The following is a 21,597-nucleotide window of genomic DNA, read 5'->3' on the forward strand; positions in this document are numbered from 1 at the left end:
AGGATCGGCCAGGTTTCTGTACAGCTACAGAGACTTCGACAGGGTCAGGCGAACCATTGTGCCCGCGCCCGGGGATGAGTCTATCTCAATCCGCCCCCCGGATTCCGACAGCGCCGCCTGCGCCAGGCTCAGGCCCACGCCGGCGGCTCCCTGGGACGAGCGGGTCGTGAAGAAGGGCTCGAACGCCCGCGCCAGCACCTCGGCCGCCATGCCGGTTCCGTCGTCCTGCACAACCACCTCCGCCTGCCGATCTCCGGCGATATCCGGCAAGGCCCGGCAGCTGACCGTGGCCCGACTTGCGCCCCACCGCGACGCGTTGTCCAGCACGGCGTCCAGGGCCACGCGCAGCAAGCTGTCATCGGCCAGGACCCAGACCGGCCCGGCCGGGTTTGCGCGGACAATGGCAAGGTCAGGGCGTCGTGCCTCGGCCGCGACGCAGGCGGCCTCAACCAGGGCGGCGAGATCGAAACGGCGTGGCTCGGCGATATTCCGACCGGAGCAGGCTTCCAGGCGACCGACGACGCGGGCGCCCTGTTCCGCGACCGAAATCAGCGTCTCCAGCTCGGCGCAGGCCTCGGGACGATCCGCGACATCGTCGATAGTCAACTCGGCCAGCCCGATGATCTTGCCGAGCAGGTTGTTGAGCTCATGACTGGCGCCGGCTGCGATCTGGCCCATCAAGGCCAGACGCTTGGCCTCGACGAGGCTGTTGTTTGCCCCGGCAAGGGTGTCGCCCGGCGGAGGAGTCGTCATCTCGGGAGCTACCCCTCGCCCGGTAGCAGGAGCCGGGCGACCGCACCCACCACGTCGGTCGAACGAAACGGCTTGGCCATGACCGCGTCTGCGCCGAGGCTGCGCGCCATGGCCAGGAGGTCCGTGGATCCCAGCCGGCCGCCACCGGAAATGGCGAGTATCTTCACGCCCGGATCGCGGGCCTTGATGGCCATCAGGGTTTCGACGCCTTCGCGGTTCGGCATGATGATGTCGGTGACGACCGCGTTTGGCCGCAGCTTTTCGAACTGCGCCAGACCCTCGACGCCGTCATGCGCGACCATGACCTTGCAGCCCGCCTGCTGAAACCACTGTGCGAGATTTCTCAGCATGATCGGATCATCCTCGATGATCAGCACGATCTGGCCGGAGAGAGTCGTGTACGGCGTGGGTTCGTTCGGCATCGGCGCTCCCGGGGTCTGGGCCAACGCTTAGCCGGTCGCGCCCAACAAGAGGTTTACGACCGCTATCAGCCGATCCTCACGCGCGGCGCGGGAACAGGGTGAGGACAAGACCGGCTGCGAGGGCGGTCGCGGCGGCCGTGATGAAAACCGCCGAAAGTGGGAGACCGGCGGCGAGAAGCACAGCGGCGCACGCGGGCGCGAGGCTCTGGGGCATGGCGACGGCGATGTTCATCACGCCGAGATCACGACCCGCCCGCAAGCGGTCGGGCAGGTTCTCGGCGGTCATGGCCGCCACGGTGGTGGCGTGAACGCCGTGGCTCAGGCCGAACAGGAGTTGGGCCGCCAGGAGGCCCGGCCAGGCTGTCCAGCCGACCATGAGGGCGAGGGCGACGGCCATGCCCGCGCTGCCGGCGATCACGAAGCCGCGCCGCCCCCTCAACCGGTCCGACAACGCCCCGCTGGCGAAACCGGCGGCCGTCGCGGTCAGGGTCGAGACCACCAGCAGCAGGCTGAACGTCTCGGTCGCTGACCAGCCTTCGGGCGCCCCCGCGGCCGGCAGCGCCTGAAGCCAGAACAGCAGGTAAAGGGTGTTGACCGCCACCGCGCTCTCGGCCAGCAGGCGCGAGGCGAACAGGACGCGGAAGCGGCGGTCGCGCAGGGCCGAGAAGGACGGGCGGAAGGGCGCGGGAAGGATGGGCGGCGGTGGCTCCCGGAACCGGGTCGCGAATGGCAGGATGAGCAGCGCCGCCGCCAGCACCACCGCGGCGAACTGGGCCCCCGACCAACCGCTCAGGCGGCTGACCACGAGGGCGGTGAACAGGTTGGCGACCGGCAGGGCGGCCCCCGCCCAGGCTGAAATCAGCCCCTTCTGCGAATCCGGCACCATGTCGGGGACCACGGCCGTGAGCGGCGCGTAAAGGGCGTTCACCGCGATCTGGAAGAGGACGACGGCAAGCACCAGCTGCCCCGGGCTTCCCGCGAAGGCCAGGACGGCGAGGCTGGCTGCGACCCCGGCGAGACCGGACAGGATCCACGGTCGGCGTCGACCGAACCGGCCGCGGGTCCGGTCGCTCAGTGCGCCGAACAGGAAGTTGGCGCCGGCCGCCGTCAGTCCGCCCAGCATGGCCGCGAGGCTCAGCAAGAGGGCCTTGTCCGCGCCCGCGATCGCCGTGGCCTTCTGCGGCAGCAGCAGGGTCAACAGCGGTATGAAGCAGATGAAGGCGCCGGTCTGGGCGGCGCCGTAGCCGAGCACGAACCACCTTGATCGATGAGTCGGGGGCGGGGGCGCCCCGGCGGTGGCGTCGGTCATGGTCGCATATGACGTCGTGACGCCCGCCGCGTCGAGCGTCGGGTCGCGCTATTGAAAGCGGAGCGGCGCGGGCCCATCGTCGGGCGAGGCGCCACGGAGGGGATTTTGACGGCCAGGAAACCGACCATCGACGACGTGGCGCGCGATTCTGGCGTGGCGCGGACCACCGTTTCGCGCGTCCTGAACGGCGGCCCCAACGTCCGGCCGGAGGTGCGCGACCGGGTGCTGGCCTCGGTGGCGGCGCTGAACTACCGCGTCAATCCGCAGGCCCGATCACTGGCCGGCGGCGGCAGCCGGATGCTGGCCCTGGTCCTGGCCTCGGACCTCGAGGCGGAGCCCAACTCCTTCTACGCCTCGGCCCTGGAGCTTGGCGCGCTGCGCGAGTGCCTCGCCCTGGGCTTCCAGCTGATGACCCGCCATGTGCCGCAGCAGAGCCCCGACCGGCGCGAGCAGGTGCTGGAGCTGATGACCACCCAGCGCTGTCAGGGCCTGATCCTGACCCCGCCGTTCGCCGACGACGCGACCCTGATCGAGGAAATTCGCCGCCAGGGTTGCCACGTCGCCACCATTTCGCCCGGTGGGCCGGGCCGTTCGGCGGCGGACGGAGTCGGTATCGACGACGAGGCCGGCGGCTATGACATCGCCCGGCACCTGCTGGAACTCGGCCACCGGCGATTCGCCTTCATCAGCGGTATCGAGGGCCACCTGTCGGCCGAGCAGCGCCTCGACGGGCTGAAGCGGGCCATGCGCGAGCGCAGTCTGGATCCCGCGGCGGTGACCGTGGTGCGGGGCGACTTCACCTTCCGGTCCGGCAGCGTGCTCGCAGCCCGCCTGTTCGCCCAGCCAGATCCGCCGACGGCCCTGGTCTGCGCCAACGACGACATGGCCGCGGGCGCGCTCTCCGCCGCGCACGGGCGGGGCCTGGACGTGCCGGGGCATCTGTCCATCACCGGCTTTGACGATACCCCGGTGTCGGAGATCGTCTGGCCGCCCCTCGCCACCGTCCATCAGCCGCTGAAGGATATGGGCGGCGCGGCGGTCCGGATCATCGCCGAGCGGCTCGCGGGCACGCGGCGGGGCGTTGACTGGCGGTTCACCGTTCTGCCCCACGCGGTGGTGGCCCGGGCCTCCGCCGGACGGGCCGCGCCGAGATTCGCCACCGCAACCGCTTGACGCAGGGCCCAAGCCCCTTCCTATTGGAAGCGCTTCCAACGTGAAGCTTGAGATCAATGGACGCCATCCGTAGGCGGGAGCGTCCGATCAACGGGGAGGAGGGACGCCATGTCACGGCGAATCACGACGTTTGCGCGCCGGGCGCTGGTTATCGGTCTTGCGCTGGGCGCGGCCGCCTGCGCCGGCGCGCCGGCCGAGCCGGTCGCGCGCGTCTGGATGACCTCGGGGGACCGCAGTCGACTGCTGTCGGAACAGGCGCCGCTCCGCTTTGAGCCCTCGTCGGCCGCCACCGGTCCTGCCGTCGCCATCGATCCGCGCCGGCAGTTCCAGGAGATGGTCGGCTTCGGCGCGGCCGTCACCGACGCCTCGGCCTATCTTATCCAGACCAAACTCGCCGACGACCAACGCGACGCGCTGCTGCGGGAGTTGTTTGGCCGGGAGGACGGCGGGCTTGGCTTCAGCTTCACCCGGGTGACCATCGGCGCCTCGGATTTCTCGCTCGATCACTACAGCCTGGCCGACACGCCGGATCCGACCCTGGCGAGCTTCTCGACCGCGCGGATGGAGGAGTACGTCTTCCCCACCGTCCGCCAGGCCGTGGCGATCAACCCCGACCTCAAGGTGATGGCTTCGCCGTGGAGCGCGCCGGGTTGGATGAAGACCACCGGCTCGATGATCCAGGGCCAGCTGAAGCCGGAGTTCTACCCCACCTACGCCGAGTATTTCCGGCGCTACATCGACTCGGCGGCGGCGCAGGGCGTGCCGACCGATTATGTGAGCATCCAGAACGAGCCGGACTTCGAGCCGGACAGCTATCCCGGCATGCGCTGGGGGCCGGAGGGCCGTGCGGCCTTTGTCGGCCAGCACCTCGGCCCGCTGTTCCGCGACGCCGGAATCGGCACGAAGATCCTCGACTGGGATCACAACTGGGATCTACCGCAACAGCCGCTGACCATGCTGGCGGACGAGCGGGCGCGGTCGTTCACGGCCGGCGTCGCCTGGCATTGCTACGGCGGCGACGTCTCGGCCCAGAGCCAGGTTCACGACGCCTGGCCGGACAAGGACGTCTTCTTCACCGAATGTTCGGGCGGCGAATGGACCCCCGACTTCGCGGAAAGCTTCACCTGGACGATGAAGAACCTGATCATCGGCTCGACCGAGCACTGGGCGCGCGGCGTGCTCATGTGGAACCTGGCGCTGGACGAGAACTACGGCCCGCACGCGGGCGGCTGCGGGAACTGCCGCGGGGTGGTGAAGATCGACAGCCGCACCGGCGCGATCGAGCGGAACCAGGAATACTACGCCTTCGGCCACGCCAGCCGCTTCGTCCGGCCCGGGGCCCGGCGCGTCGCCACGGCCGAGCCGGAGGGACTCCAGGCGGTCGCCTTCCTCAACCCGGACGGCGAGCGGGTGCTGATCGTCCTCAACGAAAGCGCCGCCGCGGTCGCATTCGAAATCCGCGAGGGCCTTCGCGCCGCCGCCGCCGAACTGCCCGCGCAGACGGCCGCCACCTATGTCTGGGGGCCGGCCGGCTGAGGTCGCCGCCGGCCCGTTGCAAGGCGTGATCGGCGCCGTCGGGAATCGGATTGCGCGGCGCCGTCATTTCGGATAGCCATTGGAAGCGCTTCCAACACCATCATGCAGGATGGGCGGCGGCGAAACAAAAAGGGACGTGCGGCTCAAGGGCCCACGCCGGGGAAACAACAGGGGGTATTCATGCGCAGCCAGTTCGCAGGCGTTCGCAAGACGGGCGCTGTCTCGTCGTCACAGCTTTGCCTGACCGTGTCGGCGCTCGCGCTCGCCATGGGCGCGCCCGGCCTCGCCATGGCGCAGGACGCGCCGCCGCAGGACCAGCCGGCGATCGAGGTCGAGGAAGTCATCATCACCGGCCTCCGTCGCGGCCTGGCCGATTCGATCAGCATCAAGCGCAACGAGACCTCGATCGTCGAGGCGGTGTCGGCCGAGGACATCGGCAAGCTGCCCGATGTGTCCATCGCGGAATCCATCGCCCGTCTTCCCGGCCTGGCCGCCCAGCGCGTCAACGGCCGCGCCCAGGTCATCTCGATCCGCGGCCTGGCTCCTGACTTCACCACCACCCTGCTGAATGGACGCCAGCAGGCCAGCTCCGGCGACAACCGCGCCGTCGAGTTCGACCAATACCCGTCTGAACTGCTGTCCGGCGTGGTCATCTACAAGACGCCGGACGCCGAGATCTCCGGCATGGGCCTGTCCGGCACCGCCGACCTGCGCACGGTCCGCCCGCTGGAGTTCGGCAGCCGGGCCGTCGCGGTCAACCTGCGCGGCGAAATGACGGAGGGCGACAGCCTGAACGACGACGTCCGCAACTACGGCGGCCGCTTCTCGATCAGCTACATCGACCAGTTTGCGGACGACACGATCGGCGTTGCCCTGGGCTACGCGCACCTCGATTCCCCGTCGCAGAATCGCCATTACAAGGCCTACGGCTACGAGGCGTTCGGCTTCGCCGTCACCCCGGACAGTGCCGACGACGCCCTGATCCTCAACGGCCAGGAACTGTTCGCGACCTCGCGTCTCAACCAGCGCGACGCCGTCATCGGCATCGTCGAATGGCGTCCGAACGACAGGCTGCACTCGACCCTCGATCTCTACTATTCGAAGTTCGACCAGGAAGAGACCACCCGCGGCGCGCAGTGGTTCTCGAACGGGTGGGCCGACGGCGCGACCTTCACCGACGTCCAGACCGAGACACGCGGCGGGTCGGTGCTGGCCACCAGCGGCACGCTGAACGGCGGCGTCCCGATCATCCGCAACGACTTCAACACCCGCGAGGACGAGCTGTTCTCGGTCGGCCTGAACACCGAGTACGAGATCGACGATCGCACCCGCGTCGAGGCCGACCTGTCCTATTCGGCCAACGAGCGGCGCGAGCAGATCCTTGAGACCTATGCCGGCTACGGCCGCGGCGTCGGCGGTGTCACGCCGGCCACGCCGGATGTTGGGCGCACCCTCGACACCATCGGCTTCGTGGTCAACGACGACGGCTATCCGACCTACTCCGAAGGACTGGACTACGCCGACGCCTCGCAGGTGACGCTGGGCGACCGCGCCCCCTGGGGCGGCTGGGGCCATGACGGCGCCATCCGCTTCCCCGATGTCGAGGAGCGCATCTACTCCGCCGACCTGAAGTTCGAGCGCGACCTGGACGGCATCATTCACACCGTCAGCGCCGGTGTGAACCTGGCCAATCGCAACAAGACCAAGCGGGTCGACGATTTCGACCTGTTCCTCAAGAACGGCCGTCAGCAGGTCTATGTCGACTCCCAATACCTGGTGGAGCCGACCTCGCTGGACTTCGCCGGCTTCGGCGACGTTCTGAGCGTCGATCTGACCCGCGCGCTCGACGTCTACTACGACCGAGCCCCGATCCTCGACGCCAACTATTTCGACAAGAACTGGGACATCGAGGAGGAGGTCGTCACCTGGTTCGCCCGGGCCGAGTTCGAGAAGGGACAGGTTCGCGGCAACGTCGGCGTCCAGGTCGTCCAGCAGCAGCAGGAATCGACCGGCGTCGTGATCAACGGGCTCGAGCCGGGCCAGCCGATCACGCCGATGTCGATCACCGAGGGTGAGGAATACACAGACGTCCTGCCCAGCCTGAACATGATCTACGATCTGGGCGGCGGTCACCGGATCCGCTTCGCGGCCTCCAAGACCATGGCCCGGCCCCGCATGGACGAGATGCGCGCCAATGTGACTCCCGGCTTCAACGCCCTGGTCTGCAGCGGCCAGCCCTGTCTGCCGGGAACGACCGTCAATCCGTGGTCGGCCTCGGGCGGCAACCCGCACCTCGAGCCGTGGCGAGCCACCGCCTTTGACCTCGCCTACGAATGGTATGTCGATCCCACGACCTATCTCTCGATCGCGGGCTTCCACAAGAACCTCGAGACCTACATCTACCAGCAGACCGCCGAGTTCGACTTCTCCGGCATTCCGTTGCCCAGCACGGCCTCGTCGATTCCGCCCGACGTGACCATCAGCCCGATCGGCCAGATCACCCTGCCAGCCAACGGTAAAGGCGGCACGATCGACGGCATCGAGATCAGCGGGGCGCTCAACTTCGGCACCCTCTGGGAGCCGCTGGACGGTTTCGGCGTGCTGGGCAGCGTCTCGTTCACGGAATCGGACCTGAACCCCAGCCCCAACGGTGATCCGGTCCGGATTCCGGGCCTGTCGGGCATGGTCTACAACATGACCGCCTACTACGAGCGCGGCGGCTTCCAGGCGCGGATCAGCAAGCGCTTCCGCGAAGCCTTCAAGGGCGAGGTGGTCCAGCTGTTCGCGACCCGCGGCTACACCGAAATCCTCGACGACGAGCAGATCGACGCGCAGATCGGCTACACCTTCGAGGACGGGCCGATGGAGGGCCTGGGCGTGCTGTTCCAGGTCAACAACCTGACCAACTCGCCGTACCGGACCCGCCTCGGCCTCGACAGCGGCGGCACGATGACGGCCGACGGTGACAGCCTGCCCGAGACCTACGAGGAGTACGGCCGGCAGTTCCTGTTCGGCGTCAACTACCGGTTCTAGCCGGTCGGCGCGATCTCCGCGCGCCAGTACGGAACACGCCGGGGGCGGCCGCTACCGCCCCCGGCGCCCGCCCTCCCATGTGAGTAGTCGAGTAGACGTATGATGCGCCCCGCCCTGAAGCTCTCTCTTTCGCTCCTGCTGCTGGCCGGTTGCGCGCCGACGGCGATCACGGCGCCCGCGCCCGTCGCCATCGCGGCCCCGGCGGGGGCGTCCGGCGGGCTCGACCAGGCCATGGAACGCCGTATCGCCGGCATCGTGGCCGGGATGACGCTGGAGCAGAAGGTCGGGCAGATCACCCAGCCGGACGTCCGCTTCATCACGCCCGACGAGGTGCGCCAGTACTACATCGGCACGGTGTTGAACGGCGGCGGTGCCTGGCCGGACATGGACAAGCACGCGACCGTGGCCGAGTGGGCCGCCTGGTCCGACGCCTTCGCCGACGCCGCCCTCGCCACCGACATGCCGGTGAAGATCCCGCTGCTGTGGGGCGTCGACGCCGTGCACGGGCACAACAACGTCTCGGGCGCGACGATCTTCCCGCACAACATCGGCCTCGGCGCCGCCAACGACCCGGACCTGATCGAGCGGATCGGGCGGGCCACGGCGCGGCAGGTTCGCGCCACCGGCATCACCTGGACGTTCGCGCCGACCCTGGCCATTGGCGAGAACCGGCGCTGGGGGCGGACTTACGAGAGCTGGTCCAGCGATCCGGCGCTAGTCCGGCGCTACGGCGAGGCCATGGTGCGCGGCCTGCAGGGCGAACTGACCGGCGACGGCGACGTGCTGGCCTCCGCGAAACACTATCTGGGCGACGGCGGCACCTTCAACGGCGTCGATCAGGGCCAGACCCGCGCCACCCGCGAGGATCTGCTGACCCGCCACGGGGCCGGCTATCTCGGCGCGCTCGACGCCGGGGTGCAGACGGTGATGATCTCCTACAGCAGCTGGTACGACACCGCCGCCGGACAAGACCACGGCAAGATGCACGGCAACCGCGACCTGATCGCCGGCCACCTGAAGGGCGAGCTGGGCTTCGACGGCCTGGTGGTCTCCGACTGGAACGGCATCGAACAGGTGCCGGGTTGCGCCAAGGACCACTGCCCGCAGGCGGTCAACGCCGGCATCGACGTGTTCATGGTGCCGGAGGACTGGCGGGCCTTCATCGCCAACACCGTGGCCGACGTGCGCGAGGGCCGCATTCCTGAAGCGCGCATCGACGACGCCGTGACCCGCATCCTGCGCGTCAAGATGCGCTCGGGCCTGTTCGACCGCCCTGCCGCCGCCAGCGCCCTGACCGGCCGCGCCGACGCGCTGAACGCCGCCGACCTGGCCCGCGAGGCGGTGCGCAAGGCGGTGGTCCTGCTCAAGAACGACAACGCCGCCCTGCCGCTGCAGGCCGGCCGCAAGGTGCTGGTCGTCGGCGCCAGCGCCGACAGCCTGTCCAACCAGACCGGCGGCTGGTCGCTGACCTGGCAGGGCACCGAGAACACCAACGCCGATTTCGCCACCGGCCAGACCCTGCTGGCCGCCCTGCGCGAGGCGCTGGGCGCTGACAATGTGGTCTATTCCATCGACGGCGCCGGGATCGACGTGTCGGGCTTCGACGCCGTCGTGGCCGTGCTCGGCGAGACGCCCTACGCCGAATACAACGGCGACGTCCGCTTCCCCACGCCGGTCCAGCACAGCCTGCAGCATCCCGGCGACCTCGCCGCCCTGCAGGCCGTGGCCGGCAAGGGCGTACCGGTGGTGACCGTGCTCTATTCCGGCCGCCCGGCCTACGCCAACGACCTGATCAACCTGTCGGACGCCTTTGTGGCCGCCTTCCTGCCTGGAACCGAGGGCGCCGGGCTGGCCGACGTCCTGGTCGGCGGCGCATACGACTTCACCGGCCGGCTGTCCTTCGCCTGGCCGGGCTCGGCCTGCAGCACCGGCGAGGGGGCCGATGACGTGGTCCAGTTCGCCCGCGGCTATGGACTGAGCTACGCCCATCCCGCCTCGGTCGATCGTCTGCCCTTGCCGCCGACACCCCGGACCTGCGAAGGCTAGGAGACTCGATCCGGGCGGATGTCATGCAGCAAATCAAGAAGATCCTGATCGTCGGCGGCGGCACGGCTGGATGGATGACCGCGGCCCTGCTCTCGAAGCTGTTTCAAGGCCTCTACGAGATCACCCTCATCGAGTCCGAGGCCATCGGCATCGTCGGCGTCGGCGAGGCGACCATCCCCGCCATCAAGAAATACAACGAGCTGCTCGGTCTCGACGAGACCGAGTTCATGCAGCGCACCCACGGCAGCTTCAAGCTGGGCGTCCAGTTCGTCGACTGGTGGAAACAGGGACACAGCTACATCCACGGTTTCGGCCTGATCGGCCGCGATCTCGGATGGCTGCGCTGCCATCAGTACTGGCTGAAGATGAACGCCCTGGGCCGCGCTTCGGACCTGGCCAACTATTCGATCAACACCGCCGCCGCGCTCGAAAACAAGTTCATGCGCGCCGACCCGAAGATGGCCAATTCGCCGATCGGCCAGATCGCCCACGCCTTCCAGTTCGACGCCAGCCTCTACGGCCGCTACCTGCGCGGCCTCGCCGAGGGCAAGGGCGTGCGGCGGCGCGAGGGCAAGGTCGCCGACGTCACCCTTCGGCCGGAGGACGGCTTCGTCCGGTCCGTGACCATGGACGACGGCGAGGTCATCGAGGCCGATCTGTTCGTCGACTGCTCCGGCTTCCGCGGCCTGATCATCGAACAGGCGATGAAGACCGGCTACGAGGACTGGAGCCGCTGGCTGATCTGCGACCGGGCCATGGCCGTGCCGTGCGCGCGGACCGAGCCCTTCACCCCCTACACCCGAGCCACGGCGCGGACGGCGGGCTGGCAGTGGCGCATTCCGCTGCAGCATCGCACGGGCAATGGCCACGTCTACTCCAGCGCCCACATCGACGACGACGAGGCCGAACGGGTCCTGCTCGCCAACCTCGACGGGGAGCAGCTGGCCGAACCCAACCGGCTTCGCTTCCTGCCGGGCAAGCGCAAGAAGGGCTGGAACAAGAACTGCGTCGCCATCGGTCTCGCCGCCGGCTTTCTCGAACCGATCGAGTCGACCAGCATCCACCTGATCCAGTCGGCGATCATCCGCATGGTTCGCCTGCTGCCCGACGCCGGCTTCGATCCCGCCACCATCGCCGAGTACAACCGCCAGACCGACTTCGAATACGAACGCGTCCGCGACTTCATCATCCTGCACTACAAGGCGACTGCACGGGACGACACGCCGTTCTGGCGCTACTGCCGCGACATGGAGGTCCCCGAAACCCTCCAGCGCAAGATCGACCTGTTCTCCGCCAACGGCCGCATCTTCCGCGAGGACGAGGAGCTGTTCGCCGAAGAAAGCTGGATCCAGGTCTTCCTCGGCCAGGGCGTCATCCCGCGCGGCTATGACCCGCTGGTGGACCTCAAAAGCGACGCCGACGTCGAGACCTTCCTGGCCAATGTCGAGGAGGTTATCCGCAAGTGCGTTGCGGTCATGCCCGACCACGCCGCCTACGTCGCCCGCGCCTGCCCGGCCGAACCGGTCCCCGCGCAATAGGCGCTATCGCCTCCGATCAGGCGAGCTTCGCGAACGAAACCGGAAAGCGAGGGTAGGGAAGGCTGCGCGCCGGGACTCCCGGCGGCTGCTGGCCCAGGGGCCGGTGGCGGAGAGGGTGGGATTCGAACCCACGGTACCCGTAAAGGCACGCCGCATTTCGAGTGCGGTACATTCGACCACTCTGCCACCTCTCCGCGGGGCCGAACGCTTTGGTCGAGCGAGCGGCTTCTCTAATGGCGCGAGGCCCGGGCCGCAAGCCCTTCCGGACCGCCCCACCGCTTCATTTCGGTGAAGGGCCGAGACGGCGGTTTCTCAGCGCTGGGCGGGCAGGGGCAGGCCGAGCGTGTCGGCGGCGGACAGGTCGCCGCCGATGGTGCGGAACAGCTCGGCGGGACGGCCCCCCGTGGCGGCGGACAGGCGTCCGGTCGGCTCCACCAGGCCGGTGCGCTCGACGCCGCGGCGGAAGTTCTGCTTGTGCAGCGACAGGCCGGCGACGGCCTCGGCGGCGGCCTGCAGTTCGGACAGGGTGAAGGTGGGCGGCATCAGGTCGAACAGCACCGGCCGGTATTTTAGCTTGCTGCGCAGCCGGCCGAGGCCGGTCGCCAGAATGCGGCGGTGATCCGAGGCCATGGCCCGGCCGGGCGCATCCGACGGAACGGGCCGGTCGCGGTCGCGGGCCGCCTCGGCGACAAGGCCCGCCTCATAAAGCAGTTCGTAGCGCTCTAGCACCCGACCCTCATTCCAGCGGTGTGGCGGGGCCGGCGCGAACAGGGCGTCGACCCGGGCCTGCCGCCGGGGATCGCCGGCGGCCCAGGCCGTCAGGCCGTCGAGCAGGGGGGCCAGGCAGGCGGCCGCGCCGTCGCGGCGGTCCTCCCACGGAAAGATGTCCAGCACCGGCGTCCAGCGCGCCCCCGTCAGCGGGGCGTCGGCGGCGTCGGCGGTGAGCGCCAGATAGCCGACCGAAACCTCGCGACGGTGCTCGGGGCCCGGCGTGGCGCGTGGGCTGTCCCGCCCCAAGTCGCCGAAGGTGTAGAGTTGCTCGACGAAGCCGAGGCGGAAGCCGGTCTGGGCGGTCACAAAGGCGCGCAGGGCCAGTTCGAAGGTGCGGTCGCGGGCCGGGTCGAACGGGCCGAACGGCAGGGCCAGGGCGGCCGCGGCGCCGGGGGTGGTCAGGACGCAGGCCCTGCGGTTGCGGAGTGCGATGACGACCGCCGACAGACCGATCCGAACGCCCTGTTCCGCCGGAAGCTCCATGCCCTATTCCGTGTGCCAGGCGTCGGGCGCGGGGACCAGGCCGACGGCCTCGGCCAGCACGCGGTAGCGTTCGAGGTAGCGCTGCTGGGCGATCGGGGCAGGCAGCGGGTCGATGATCAGATCGTAGCCCGCCGGCGGCTTGCCGAAAAAGCCCAGCGCCTCGGCGCGCGTGAAGCCGGCCAACTGGGTCGCTTCGTAGAAGGCGCAGGCCTTGTCCGCCTCCTTGATCAGCTTCTTGACCGCCACGGGCGTTTTGGCGGGCAGGCCGAAGCGGATATGGATGGCGTGCTCGAGACGGGCCTCGAAATCCTTGTAGCTTACCCCCAGCGCCGCCTTGAAGGGCGAGATCATGTCGCCGATGACGTATTCCGAGGCGTCATGGAGCAAGGCGGCGAGCCGCCATTTCGGCTCCAGCCCCGGCCTGATGTGCGCCGCGATCTCCTCGACCACGCAACTGTGCTGGGCCACCGAGAAGGCGTGTTCGCCGAGGGTCTGGCCGTTCCAACGGGCCACGCGGGCGAGGCCGTGGGCGATGTCCTCCACCTCGATGTCGAACGGCGAGGGATCCAGCAGGTCAAGCCGGCGGCCGGACAGCATCCGCTGCCACGCCCGTAGGGCCTTGTTCGACGACGGGGAACGGGGTGTGACGGCCAAGGCGTTATCCTGCTCGCTGGGCAGGTCAGGTGACGCATCCCGGCGCGACGATCAACCCTGAGGCTCCTTATTCGCCGACGTTGAGAGCGACCAGATCCTTCGCGTCCTCGAAAATCCGGCCGCGGTCGCGGTCGCGCGACCGGACCGTGGCGACCACGATCGGACCGCCGGCGGGGCCCCGGGCTTCATAGCCGACGAGGCGCCAGCCGGCCTCTGATGGCCGGTTGTCGGTCAGAATCCAGCTGGCCCGTGTCGCGTCGCCGCCGGCGCTGGTGCGAATTTCGGCGGCGTCCTGATGAGCTTGGACGCTGACGTTGTCCCCGCCCTCCGAGCCCTCGATGTTGACGCCGCCTTCGCCGTCGCTGGCGTCGATGTGGAAGCCGCCGATGCGGACGCTGGCCTGGTCGCCCCTGGACTCGATGTGCAGGCCGGGCAGCCGGACCGTAGCGTCATCGCCCTCGGCCTGGATGTCGACCCCGGGCGCCCGGACGGACGCACGGTCACCGGTCGCCGCAGCGTGTCCGGCCTCGGCCGTGGCGACCGCTGCCTCCTCTTCGGCCGAAGCCTTGAGCTGGGCCACGGCCTGCGGCAGGGCCGTCGACAGCCGGTCCTCGAACGCCTTCAGTATCCGGGCGGGCGTGGCGCCGTCGAGCTCGACGAGGTGCAGGCTGACCTCGGCCCCGCGCGGCCCGGCATAGGTGCAGATCGAGCCCTCCGCCGACGCCGATCCCTTGCGGGTCAGCGAGCCGAGGGTTTGCGGGCACTGCAGGGTCTCGACGACCTTCAGGGCGCCCTTGGCGTCCGGGTTCTCCGTGTGCGTCGAGGAGATGCGCACGGAATCGCCGTCACACGCCGCCACGGCCAGAGCCGCGAGGCAGAGAACGGGAACCAGGAGGGGACGCGTGGGCATAATGTCGATCCTTGTCGCGTTCATCCTGCGCCCCGGGCTCCGGGAATCCAGTGAAATCGCGGTAATCGGGGTGACGAAACCTGTCCGCTGATGTGTTCAGACGCCCGGACGGGCTCCCTCACGCCGGTTGAGGAAGGCCAACCGCTCGAACAGGTGGACGTCCTGCTCGTTCTTCAACAGGGCGCCATGCAGTGGCGGGATCAGCTTGTTGGGCGTCTTCTCGCGAAGGGTCTCGGGATCGATGTCCTCGACCAGCAGCAGCTTCAGCCAGTCGAGCAGTTCAGACGTCGAGGGCTTTTTCTTCAGGCCCGGGGTGTCGCGGATCTCGTAGAAGGTCTTGAGCGCCTCGGAGACCAGGCGGGGCTTGATGCCGGGGAAGTGGACCTCGACGATAGCGTGCATCGTCTCGTCGTCGGGGAAGCGGATGTAGTGGAAGAAGCAGCGGCGCAGGAAGGCGTCGGGGAGCTCCTTCTCGTTGTTGGAGGTGATGACGACGATCGGCCGGACCTCGGCCCGGATGGTCTCGCCGGTCTCCTGGACGAAGAACTCCATGCGGTCGAGTTCCTGCAGCAGGTCGTTCGGGAATTCGATGTCGGCCTTGTCGATCTCGTCGATCAGCAGCACGGGGCGGGTCGGAGCGGTGAAGGCTTCCCACAGCTTGCCGGGTTTCAGATAGTTGCGCACGTCGTGGACGCGTTCCTCGCCCAGCTGGCTGTCGCGCAGGCGTGAGACGGCGTCGTACTCATAGAGGCCATTGTGGGCCTTGGTCGTCGACTTGACGTGCCAGGTGATCAGCGGCGCGTCGAGGGCCCGGGCGATCTCATAGGCCAGCACGGTCTTGCCCGTGCCGGGCTCGCCCTTGATCAGCAGGGGGCGTTCCAGGGCGACGGCCGCGTTGACGGCGATCTTCAGGTCGTCGGTGGCGATGTAGTTCGAGGTGCCCTCGAACCGGTCGCTCTGGCGGGTCATGGACGGCTCCGGTGTTGACCGGCCAAGGGGTAGCGAAGCCGCTCCCGGTTAACAACGATCATATGCCCGATGACGCGCCGCGAGCCGGGAAAGGATCGGCCGGGCGCCGGATCCCGTGGCGGACATTTCTGCCGGGTTCCGAGCTGTCGTTGTCCATAATTACGTTCAAAAACAATGTAATGATAAGAAACAAGCCCGGCCTGATCCTTGCGTGGGCGGGCGCGAACCAGAACCGGTTCTACGGCCAGAAGGCCGTTTCCCAACCGACCAGAATGGAAGGACAGCCGATGGTTATGTCGGTCAACACCAACGTGGGCGCGATGATCGCGCTCCAGAACCTGAACGCGACCAACGCCCAACTGGCGACCACGCAGAACCGGATCAACACCGGCAAGTCTGTGGCGTCCGCCAAGGACAACGGGGCCATCTGGGCTATCGCCCAGGGCCAACGAGCCGAAATCGGGGCGTTGAGCGCGGTGAAACAGTCTCTCGACCGTGGCGTCGCCGCGGTTGATGTGGCGCTGGCGGCGGGCGAGACGGTCTCCGACCTCTTGCTCCAGATGAAGGAGAAGGCTCTCGCGGCGACTGACGGGTCGCTCAAGACCGCGGCCCGGGCCGCTCTGAACGAAGATTTCGTCGCCCTGCGCGACCAGATCGCCTCGGTCACCTCCAACGCCGAGTTCAACGGGGTCAACCTGCTTGAGACTGGCGCGACGGGGTTCCAGGCGCTGGCCAACGCCCAAGGCACGTCGACCCTCACGGTCGGCGCCGAAGTCCTGGCTCTGGGCAGCACGAACGTCACGGTCACGGCGTCCCAAGCCATCGACACCCTGACCGACGCGGCGGCCGCCCTGACGGCCGTCACGGCCTCCATCGATCTGGTCTCGGGCGCGCTCGCGCGGCTGGGCACCAAGTCGAAGGCGCTCTCGACCCACATCACGTTCGTCGGCAAGCTGTCGGACGCGCTGGAAGCGGGGGTGGGCAATCTGGTCGACGCCGATCTGGCGAAGGAGAGCGCCAAGCTCCAGGCCCTGCAGACGAAGCAGCAGCTGGGGGTTCAGGCGCTGGGCATCGCCAACCAGACGCCGCAACTTGTCCTGTCGCTGTTCCGCAGCTGACTGTTATCCGGTTCTCGCAGGCGCCGGGGGGTTCGCCCTCCGGCGTCTCGTGCGTTCAGCCGCCGAAGAGGCCGGTCAGCCAGAGCCACGCCTGCGGAAGCAGACCATTGAGCCAGGCCCAGACCGGCAGGAGGTAGGGCGAAACCCAGGTCCAGGCGAGCCAGATGACAAGGCCGGCCAGGCAGATCAGGGCGACGGCGCTCCACGCGATGACGATGGCCAGTCCATCGCGCTGCATCAAGCCGAAGCCGAAGGCGGAGATGATCAGGGCCGGGATCAGGTTGCCGCCCCAGATCGGCAACACCAGAATGCAGGCAAGCAGGAAGGTGGCGACCCCGATCAGGACCTCCGACACCGGGCTGGTCATTACCGACAGGCGGGGCTTGGACAACCGCTCCATTTTCCTGAACCGCGGCAGCACCGTCTCCAGACCGTTCCGGTAGGCTTCCCGGTCGATCCAGCGGCGTAGCGCCCACCTCGGCAGCCACAGCTGATCCTGCCGGGTCATCAGTTGCAGGCCCATCAGCAACAACGGCGCGCCGAGGATCGTCGTCGTTCCCGGGATGATGCCGATGGCGATGTTCATCAGCCCGAAGAACAGCATCAGCGCGCCGAAACCGCGCTCGCCGAAAGCGTTCACCAGTTCGCCGAGATACAGCTTCGGATCATCCTTGGCGCCGATATCCTCCAGCACCTGCGAGAACGGCCGGGTGTCGCTCTGATAATCGTAGTCGGGCATGGCGGGCGGCGGGACTCGCGCGACGGGGTTTTCCGATCTAGGCGTGACCGTGGCCGTCCGCCACTTAACAAACATCCATGCAGATCAGGCGATCCGTGCGAGCCAGTCAACGCCGTGGGTCACGCTGGCCACGATCACCCGCCAGGCCAGGAACAGCACCGCGACCGTCGCCCCCGTCAGCAGCCAGCCTATGATGACGGCGAGACCATCCCGTTGCGTCACCCCGAGCGAAAAGAAGCCGACCGCCACCGCGGGCAATAGGTTGGCCCCCCAGACCGGCAGCACCAGCACGATCGACAGGAAGGTGCAGGCCAGGCCGATCAGCACCCGCCCGACCTGGCCAGTGAAGAGGTGCAGGCGCGGTCTCGACAGACGTTCCGTCAGCTTGAGACCTCGTTTGAGGCGGCCGTTGAACTTGCGGAACAGCGGCCGCTTGATGGAGACCCGCTCTGCCCAGCGCGGCGCCCACAATTCATCACGGCCCATCGCCAGTTCGACCGACAGCAGCAGCAAGGGCGCGCCGGTCAAGGTGGTGCCGCCGGGTGGCCACGGCATCATGTTGACGAGGGCGAAGAAGAACATCACCGGGCCGAAGGCCTGCTGCCCGAAAGTCTCGACCACCTCGCCGAGACAGAGCGTCTCGCCGGGCCGTTCGCCGATCGACTCGATCACTTCAGAGAAGGGGCGAGCCTGATCGGCCGGGGCGCCGGTCATCCGGGTCGGCGGGCGTTCAATGTTTGACGTGTTCGGGTTTGCCTTTGCGCTTGGTGTGGGCGAACTCCTCGAGTTGCTTCTCGCTCATCGACTCGACCATTGATTTCGAGGCGCCCTTCAGCCTGGACTTCGGTGTCTCGCCTCGCTTGGCGGACAGGGCGGCTCCGGCGGCCTTCTGCTGGGCGGCGGACTTGGCGGGCATGGCGGTGTCTCCTCTGGCTCTCCACGAACCACCACCGGTCCGCCCCGGTTCCCGGCCCCGACGGAGCGCGGTTCTGCCAGACCCGGGATCATGCTAAGGGAACGGGCTTGGGTGGAGGAACGATATGCGCAACATCACTCTCGTGTCGGGACTCGCCGTCCTGTCTCTGGCGGCCTGCGGGCAGGGCGACGACGGGGCGCCGGCCGACGGAACCGCCCCGGAGAATACGGCCGCGGCCGGCCTGCCTGACGGACCGACCCCCGGCCTGTGGCGCGTCACCACCCGGATCAGCGGCATGCCCGCCGGCATGGAGGCGCCGGCGGTCGAGACGTGCATCCGCGAGGCGAAGTTCGAGGTGCCCCAGGCGGCCCCGGAGTCGTCCGGCATGACCTGCGAACAGCAGTCGTTCCGTCGCGAGGGCGACGCCATGGTCGGTCACATGGCGTGCACCTCGGCCGATGGCGTGCGCACGGTCACCGACACCCGGGTGTCGGGCGACTTCACGCGCAACTATACGATGGAGCTCAAGAGCACGGTGACGCCGCCGCCGAGCCCGGAGATGTCAGAGATCACCATGGTGATGACCGCCGAGCGCCTGGGCGACTGCCCGGCTGAGTCAGCTGCCCAGTAGCTCCCTGCCGATCAGGAACCGGCGGATTTCGTTGGTTCCCGCGCCGATGTCGTAGAGCTTGGCGTCACGGACCAGCCGCTCGACCGGCCATTCCTTGGTGTAGCCCGCGCCGCCGAGCGCCTGCACGGCCTCGAGGCTGACCTTCACCGCGTTCTCGCTGGCCAGCAGGATGGCGCCCGCCGCGTCGTAGCGCGTCGTCTTGCCCTGGTCGCAGGCGCGGGCCACGGCGTACACGTAGGTGCGGGCGCTATTGAGGGCGACGTACATGTCTGCGACCTTGGCCTGCATCAGCTGGAAGCTGCCGATCGGCTTGCCGAACTGCTTGCGCTCGCGGACATAGGGCAGGACCACGTCCAGCGCCGCCTGCATGATGCCCAGCGGCCCCGCCGACAGCACGGCGCGCTCGTAATCCAGGCCGCTCATCAGCACGCCGGCGCCGCCGCCGACCGGACCCATGACATTCTCTTCCGGGACCTCGCAGTCCTCGAACACCAGTTCGGCGGTGTCCGAGCCGCGCATGCCCATCTTGTCCAGCTTCTTCGAGACCGAGAAGCCCTTCATGCCGCGTTCGATCAGGAAGGCGGTGACGCCGCCGTTGCCTTCGCCGGTGCGGGCGTAGACCACCAGGGTGTCGGCCGAGGGGGCGTTGGTGATCCAGAATTTCGTGCCGTTGAGGACGTAGCGGTCACCGACCTTCCTGGCCTGGGTGCGCATCGACATGACGTCCGAGCCCGAGCCGGCCTCGGACATGGCCAAAGAGCCGACGTGTTCGCCCGAGATCAGTTTCGGCAGGTATTTGCGCTTCTGTTCGTCCGTGCCCCAACGGCGGATCTGGTTGACGCAGAGGTTGGAGTGAGCCCCGTAGGACAGCCCGATCGAGGCCGAGGCGCGCGACACCTCCTCCATGGCCACCACGTGCTCGAGATAGCCGAGGCCAAGGCCGCCCCATTCCTCCTCGACGGTGATGCCGTGCAGGCCCAGCTCGCCCATCTCGGGCCACAGCTCGCGCCGGAACTGGTTGGTCTCGTCGATCTCGGCGGCGAGGGGCGCGAGGCGGTCGGTCGCCCAGCGGGCGGTGGTCTCGCGGATCATGTCGGCGTTTTCGCCGAGGCCGAATTCCATCGACTGGGGGGCGTTGGGAATGCTCATGACCGGGGGCGTAGCACCACCCGCGGCTCCGGCAAAGTCAGTCCCGCCGCGCCCAGCGCCGATACAGGTACCACGACGAAACGCCGACACACGTCACGCCGATCAGGGCCAGCACCCACCCGATGAGGGTGAAGTCCCCCAGGATGTCCTGCTCCCCCATCGCCTTGCGGAACGAGGCGGCCGAGAAGGCGCAGGCGGCGAGGCCGATCAGTCCCATGATCAGAAAAGCGCCCGTCTCGCTCCAGTCGAAGCGCCGTGGCGCGACCGGTTCGATCTCGTGGCGCAATACCGCCAGGCCCGGCTCGTCGTCGAACAGCACGATCTCGCCTTGCGACACCGCGGGCTGGGCCCGGTCCTCCGGCCCCCACACCGGCCGCGCGGTTTCGACAAAATCCGCCTCGGTCGGCGGACTCAGGACGAGCGGGGGCTCAAGCGGCGGGAAGGGAGAAACGCCGGGTTCCGGCGGAACCAGCGGCACCACGCGGGGCGACGCCTCCACGGCGGGAGTTTCCTCAACGGCTGGGGCCTCCGGCGTGGGGTTCGACCGGGGTTCCGGCTCAGCCGCGGCCTCGGCCGAGGGCGAGGCGGCGCTACGGACCTCGGGCGCGGAGATGGTGGGGAAGCCGGGCAGCGGGCCGATGATCGCGGCGGCGTAGGGCGAGTACCGCTGCAGGTGAACGGTGGTCACGGGCGAGGCGGTGTGGAGGGCTGCGGGCTGGAACGGAGCGGGCGCGGCCTCGACGGCAGGCTCGGGGGCAGCCGGTTCCGCCGGCTCCGCCCCGGCCGGCGCTTCGCCCGGCAGGCTGGTGACGGCTGCGGCGCGGGCGGCCCCCGGATGGGTGCTGAAATCCGGGCGAACGATGGTCGCCTCGACGGGCGGCGGGGGCAATGGCGCAGCCAGCAGGTCGGCGAGGTGCACCGGGGTCGCCGGGTCGGCCACGAACAGGGCCCGCTCGGCCGCGCGCCGGCGCAGGGGGGCGTCCGGCGGGGTCTGCTCCGGCCAGCCGATCAGGGCGTCGGCAGCCGCCCCGGCCTGTCCCTCGTTCAGGCGGTGCAGGACGTCCGAGGCGAGAAAGCGCTCAACTCCGACGGAAATGGCGAAACTGGCCAGGGCGTCGAATTGATGCTGGTTGAGCGGCCCCGTGATCTGTTCGTTCAGGGCCTTCACCACCGGCAGCAGGTCATATTGCAGCAGCAGCTCGGCGTCCTGCTCGCTGACCGTAAGCCCGTCCCGGGCCGAGGTTCTGTGCCCGTAGCCGATGACCCAGCCGCCATCCTCGTCCCGCACCGCGCGCGGCCGGAATCCCTCGAAACTCTTGATGAGGACGACTCCCTCGCGGGAGACTTTCAGACGTGGGGTAGTCGCGTCGGACACCGGAATGACCCAAATCGAGACGGACGGGCTCGCTCACTGGGAGAACCAGCAAAGCCCGCGCCGGTCCAGAGG

At 68.6% G+C, this 21,597-nt stretch carries 19 protein-coding genes and 1 tRNA gene; 7 read left to right on the forward strand and 13 right to left on the reverse strand.

Annotated elements, in window-relative coordinates; translation table 11 throughout:
• Nucleotides 1-24: 24 nt before the first annotated feature.
• From ACSQ1L_RS12860 to ACSQ1L_RS12870, 3 genes are all read right to left on the reverse strand, one after another.
• On the reverse strand, nt 25-678 hold the full coding sequence (locus ACSQ1L_RS12860; RefSeq protein WP_435995267.1) for a sensor histidine kinase: 654 nt from the start codon (nt 676-678) through the stop codon (nt 25-27).
• An 83-nt stretch (nt 679-761) separates the two neighbouring features.
• Nucleotides 762-1,175, reverse strand: coding sequence for a response regulator (locus ACSQ1L_RS12865; RefSeq protein ID WP_435995208.1), 414 nt, complete (start codon nt 1,173-1,175; stop codon nt 762-764).
• Between the two features lie 76 nt (nt 1,176-1,251).
• On the reverse strand, nt 1,252-2,484 hold the full coding sequence (locus ACSQ1L_RS12870; protein WP_435995210.1) for an MFS transporter: 1,233 nt from the start codon (nt 2,482-2,484) through the stop codon (nt 1,252-1,254).
• Nucleotides 2,485-2,589: 105 nt separating this feature from the next.
• Here ACSQ1L_RS12870 and ACSQ1L_RS12875 point away from each other — a divergent pair, with 105 nt between their 5' ends.
• The 5 genes from ACSQ1L_RS12875 to ACSQ1L_RS12895 all read left to right on the forward strand — a co-directional run bounded on the left by ACSQ1L_RS12875 (nt 2,590) and on the right by ACSQ1L_RS12895 (nt 11,810).
• A complete protein-coding gene (locus ACSQ1L_RS12875) occupies nt 2,590-3,657 on the forward strand; it encodes a LacI family DNA-binding transcriptional regulator (RefSeq protein WP_435995213.1) in 1,068 nt (355 codons plus the stop codon).
• A gap of 108 nt (nt 3,658-3,765) precedes the next feature.
• Nucleotides 3,766-5,193: a glycoside hydrolase family 30 protein gene (locus ACSQ1L_RS12880; protein WP_435995215.1), complete on the forward strand. Its 1,428-nt coding sequence runs from the start codon at nt 3,766-3,768 to the stop codon at nt 5,191-5,193.
• A gap of 180 nt (nt 5,194-5,373) precedes the next feature.
• Nucleotides 5,374-8,226: a TonB-dependent receptor gene (locus tag ACSQ1L_RS12885; RefSeq protein WP_435995217.1), complete on the forward strand. Its 2,853-nt coding sequence runs from the start codon at nt 5,374-5,376 to the stop codon at nt 8,224-8,226.
• 102 nt (nt 8,227-8,328) lie between these two features.
• Nucleotides 8,329-10,272, forward strand: coding sequence for a glycoside hydrolase family 3 protein (locus ACSQ1L_RS12890; protein WP_435995219.1), 1,944 nt, complete (start codon nt 8,329-8,331; stop codon nt 10,270-10,272).
• Between the two features lie 23 nt (nt 10,273-10,295).
• A complete protein-coding gene (locus ACSQ1L_RS12895; protein ID WP_435995221.1) occupies nt 10,296-11,810 on the forward strand; it encodes a tryptophan halogenase family protein in 1,515 nt (504 codons plus the stop codon).
• Nucleotides 11,811-11,914: 104 nt separating this feature from the next.
• Here ACSQ1L_RS12895 and ACSQ1L_RS12900 read toward each other — a convergent pair.
• The 5 genes from ACSQ1L_RS12900 to ACSQ1L_RS12920 all read right to left on the reverse strand — a co-directional run bounded on the left by ACSQ1L_RS12900 (nt 11,915) and on the right by ACSQ1L_RS12920 (nt 15,597).
• Nucleotides 11,915-12,004: transfer RNA gene (locus tag ACSQ1L_RS12900), tRNA-Ser, on the reverse strand.
• A gap of 118 nt (nt 12,005-12,122) precedes the next feature.
• Nucleotides 12,123-13,064 (reverse strand): NUDIX hydrolase, encoded by a 942-nt coding sequence (locus ACSQ1L_RS12905; protein WP_435995223.1) that lies wholly within the window; start codon nt 13,062-13,064, stop codon nt 12,123-12,125.
• A 3-nt stretch (nt 13,065-13,067) separates the two neighbouring features.
• On the reverse strand, nt 13,068-13,661 hold the full coding sequence (locus ACSQ1L_RS12910) for a YfbR-like 5'-deoxynucleotidase (RefSeq protein ID WP_435995269.1): 594 nt from the start codon (nt 13,659-13,661) through the stop codon (nt 13,068-13,070).
• 124 nt (nt 13,662-13,785) lie between these two features.
• Nucleotides 13,786-14,628 (reverse strand): methyltransferase type 11, encoded by an 843-nt coding sequence (locus ACSQ1L_RS12915; protein ID WP_435995225.1) that lies wholly within the window; start codon nt 14,626-14,628, stop codon nt 13,786-13,788.
• Nucleotides 14,629-14,724: 96 nt separating this feature from the next.
• A complete protein-coding gene (locus tag ACSQ1L_RS12920; protein WP_435995227.1) occupies nt 14,725-15,597 on the reverse strand; it encodes an AAA family ATPase in 873 nt (290 codons plus the stop codon).
• A gap of 287 nt (nt 15,598-15,884) precedes the next feature.
• On the opposite strand from ACSQ1L_RS12920, the gene ACSQ1L_RS12925 reads away from it, so the two are divergent.
• Nucleotides 15,885-16,715 carry a flagellin gene (locus tag ACSQ1L_RS12925; RefSeq protein ID WP_435995271.1) on the forward strand — a complete coding sequence of 277 codons (831 nt, stop codon included), beginning with the start codon at nt 15,885-15,887 and terminating at the stop codon, nt 16,713-16,715.
• Nucleotides 16,716-16,770: 55 nt separating this feature from the next.
• Here ACSQ1L_RS12925 and ACSQ1L_RS12930 read toward each other — a convergent pair whose 3' ends face one another.
• The 3 genes from ACSQ1L_RS12930 to ACSQ1L_RS12940 form a co-directional block, all read right to left on the reverse strand.
• Nucleotides 16,771-17,454, reverse strand: coding sequence for an exopolysaccharide biosynthesis protein (locus tag ACSQ1L_RS12930; protein ID WP_435995229.1), 684 nt, complete (start codon nt 17,452-17,454; stop codon nt 16,771-16,773).
• Nucleotides 17,455-17,538: 84 nt separating this feature from the next.
• On the reverse strand, nt 17,539-18,168 hold the full coding sequence (locus ACSQ1L_RS12935) for an exopolysaccharide biosynthesis protein (RefSeq protein WP_435995231.1): 630 nt from the start codon (nt 18,166-18,168) through the stop codon (nt 17,539-17,541).
• A 16-nt stretch (nt 18,169-18,184) separates the two neighbouring features.
• On the reverse strand, nt 18,185-18,370 hold the full coding sequence (locus tag ACSQ1L_RS12940; RefSeq protein WP_435995233.1) for a DUF3008 family protein: 186 nt from the start codon (nt 18,368-18,370) through the stop codon (nt 18,185-18,187).
• Nucleotides 18,371-18,494: 124 nt separating this feature from the next.
• Here ACSQ1L_RS12940 and ACSQ1L_RS12945 point away from each other — a divergent pair, with 124 nt between their 5' ends.
• Complete coding sequence (locus ACSQ1L_RS12945; RefSeq protein WP_435995235.1) at nt 18,495-19,001, forward strand: DUF3617 domain-containing protein; 507 nt, start codon at nt 18,495-18,497, stop codon at nt 18,999-19,001.
• Here ACSQ1L_RS12945 and ACSQ1L_RS12950 read toward each other — a convergent pair.
• Complete coding sequence (locus ACSQ1L_RS12950) at nt 18,987-20,150, reverse strand: isovaleryl-CoA dehydrogenase (RefSeq protein ID WP_435995237.1); 1,164 nt, start codon at nt 20,148-20,150, stop codon at nt 18,987-18,989. The two genes, ACSQ1L_RS12945 and ACSQ1L_RS12950, sit on opposite strands and share 15 nt — an antisense overlap.
• A gap of 37 nt (nt 20,151-20,187) precedes the next feature.
• Nucleotides 20,188-21,525 (reverse strand): lysozyme, encoded by a 1,338-nt coding sequence (locus ACSQ1L_RS12955; protein ID WP_435995239.1) that lies wholly within the window; start codon nt 21,523-21,525, stop codon nt 20,188-20,190.
• Between the last annotated feature and the right edge of the window lie 72 nt (nt 21,526-21,597).

It is taken from the genome of Brevundimonas sp. LjRoot202 (assembly GCF_964253355.1).
In the GTDB taxonomy this organism is placed as follows: Bacteria; Pseudomonadota; Alphaproteobacteria; order Caulobacterales; family Caulobacteraceae; genus Brevundimonas.

Coding starts and splice junctions, on each gene's coding strand:
- ACSQ1L_RS12860 (WP_435995267.1), bottom strand. CDS start 678: ATGGGCCAGATCGCAGCCGGCGCCAGTCATGAGCTCAACAACCTGCTC.
- ACSQ1L_RS12945 (WP_435995235.1), top strand. CDS start 18,495: ATGCGCAACATCACTCTCGTGTCGGGACTCGCCGTCCTGTCTCTGGCG.
- ACSQ1L_RS12920 (WP_435995227.1), bottom strand. CDS start 15,597: ATGACCCGCCAGAGCGACCGGTTCGAGGGCACCTCGAACTACATCGCC.
- ACSQ1L_RS12930 (WP_435995229.1), bottom strand. CDS start 17,454: ATGCCCGACTACGATTATCAGAGCGACACCCGGCCGTTCTCGCAGGTG.
- ACSQ1L_RS12915 (WP_435995225.1), bottom strand. CDS start 14,628: ATGCCCACGCGTCCCCTCCTGGTTCCCGTTCTCTGCCTCGCGGCTCTG.
- ACSQ1L_RS12870 (WP_435995210.1), bottom strand. CDS start 2,484: ATGACCGACGCCACCGCCGGGGCGCCCCCGCCCCCGACTCATCGATCA.
- ACSQ1L_RS12940 (WP_435995233.1), bottom strand. CDS start 18,370: ATGCCCGCCAAGTCCGCCGCCCAGCAGAAGGCCGCCGGAGCCGCCCTG.
- ACSQ1L_RS12890 (WP_435995219.1), top strand. CDS start 8,329: ATGCGCCCCGCCCTGAAGCTCTCTCTTTCGCTCCTGCTGCTGGCCGGT.
- ACSQ1L_RS12865 (WP_435995208.1), bottom strand. CDS start 1,175: ATGCCGAACGAACCCACGCCGTACACGACTCTCTCCGGCCAGATCGTG.
- ACSQ1L_RS12905 (WP_435995223.1), bottom strand. CDS start 13,064: ATGGAGCTTCCGGCGGAACAGGGCGTTCGGATCGGTCTGTCGGCGGTC.
- ACSQ1L_RS12925 (WP_435995271.1), top strand. CDS start 15,885: ATGGTTATGTCGGTCAACACCAACGTGGGCGCGATGATCGCGCTCCAG.
- ACSQ1L_RS12935 (WP_435995231.1), bottom strand. CDS start 18,168: ATGACCGGCGCCCCGGCCGATCAGGCTCGCCCCTTCTCTGAAGTGATC.
- ACSQ1L_RS12885 (WP_435995217.1), top strand. CDS start 5,374: ATGCGCAGCCAGTTCGCAGGCGTTCGCAAGACGGGCGCTGTCTCGTCG.
- ACSQ1L_RS12895 (WP_435995221.1), top strand. CDS start 10,296: ATGCAGCAAATCAAGAAGATCCTGATCGTCGGCGGCGGCACGGCTGGA.
- ACSQ1L_RS12880 (WP_435995215.1), top strand. CDS start 3,766: ATGTCACGGCGAATCACGACGTTTGCGCGCCGGGCGCTGGTTATCGGT.
- ACSQ1L_RS12950 (WP_435995237.1), bottom strand. CDS start 20,150: ATGAGCATTCCCAACGCCCCCCAGTCGATGGAATTCGGCCTCGGCGAA.
- ACSQ1L_RS12910 (WP_435995269.1), bottom strand. CDS start 13,661: ATGCTGTCCGGCCGCCGGCTTGACCTGCTGGATCCCTCGCCGTTCGAC.